Source organism: Pseudomonas sp. SIMBA_041 (genome assembly GCF_046535095.1).
Lineage (GTDB): Bacteria > Pseudomonadota > Gammaproteobacteria > Pseudomonadales > Pseudomonadaceae > Aquipseudomonas > Aquipseudomonas mucoides.
The window spans coordinates 1-246 of the sequence record NZ_JAWRXJ010000764.1; the positions used below are offsets into that span (position 1 = coordinate 1).

Below are 246 nucleotides of genomic sequence, written 5' to 3' on the forward strand. Positions count from 1 at the left end.
AAGGCCCGCTGCCGCCAGACCCGCTTCCAGTGCTGACTCCAGCATATAGCCAGAAATACGCGTGTCTTTACCAATAATGATCTTACGGGAGCCGTGGCGCGCCAGCACTTTACCCGCGGCCCAACCCAGCTTAAGCACAAAATCAGGTGTGATCGGCGCATCCCCTACACGACCACGAATCCCATCGGTACCGAAATATTTACGATTACTCATAGCGTTTGTTTTCCTTTGCAGACAGAGTGGCTT

Annotated in this window: 1 pseudogene; it reads right to left on the reverse strand. The window is 53.3% G+C overall.

Annotated features, from left to right (window positions below):
• Positions 1–213, reverse strand: a pseudogene (glmM, locus tag SB725_RS33170) (phosphoglucosamine mutase); the annotation flags it as partial.
• Positions 214–246 lie beyond the last annotated feature (33 nt).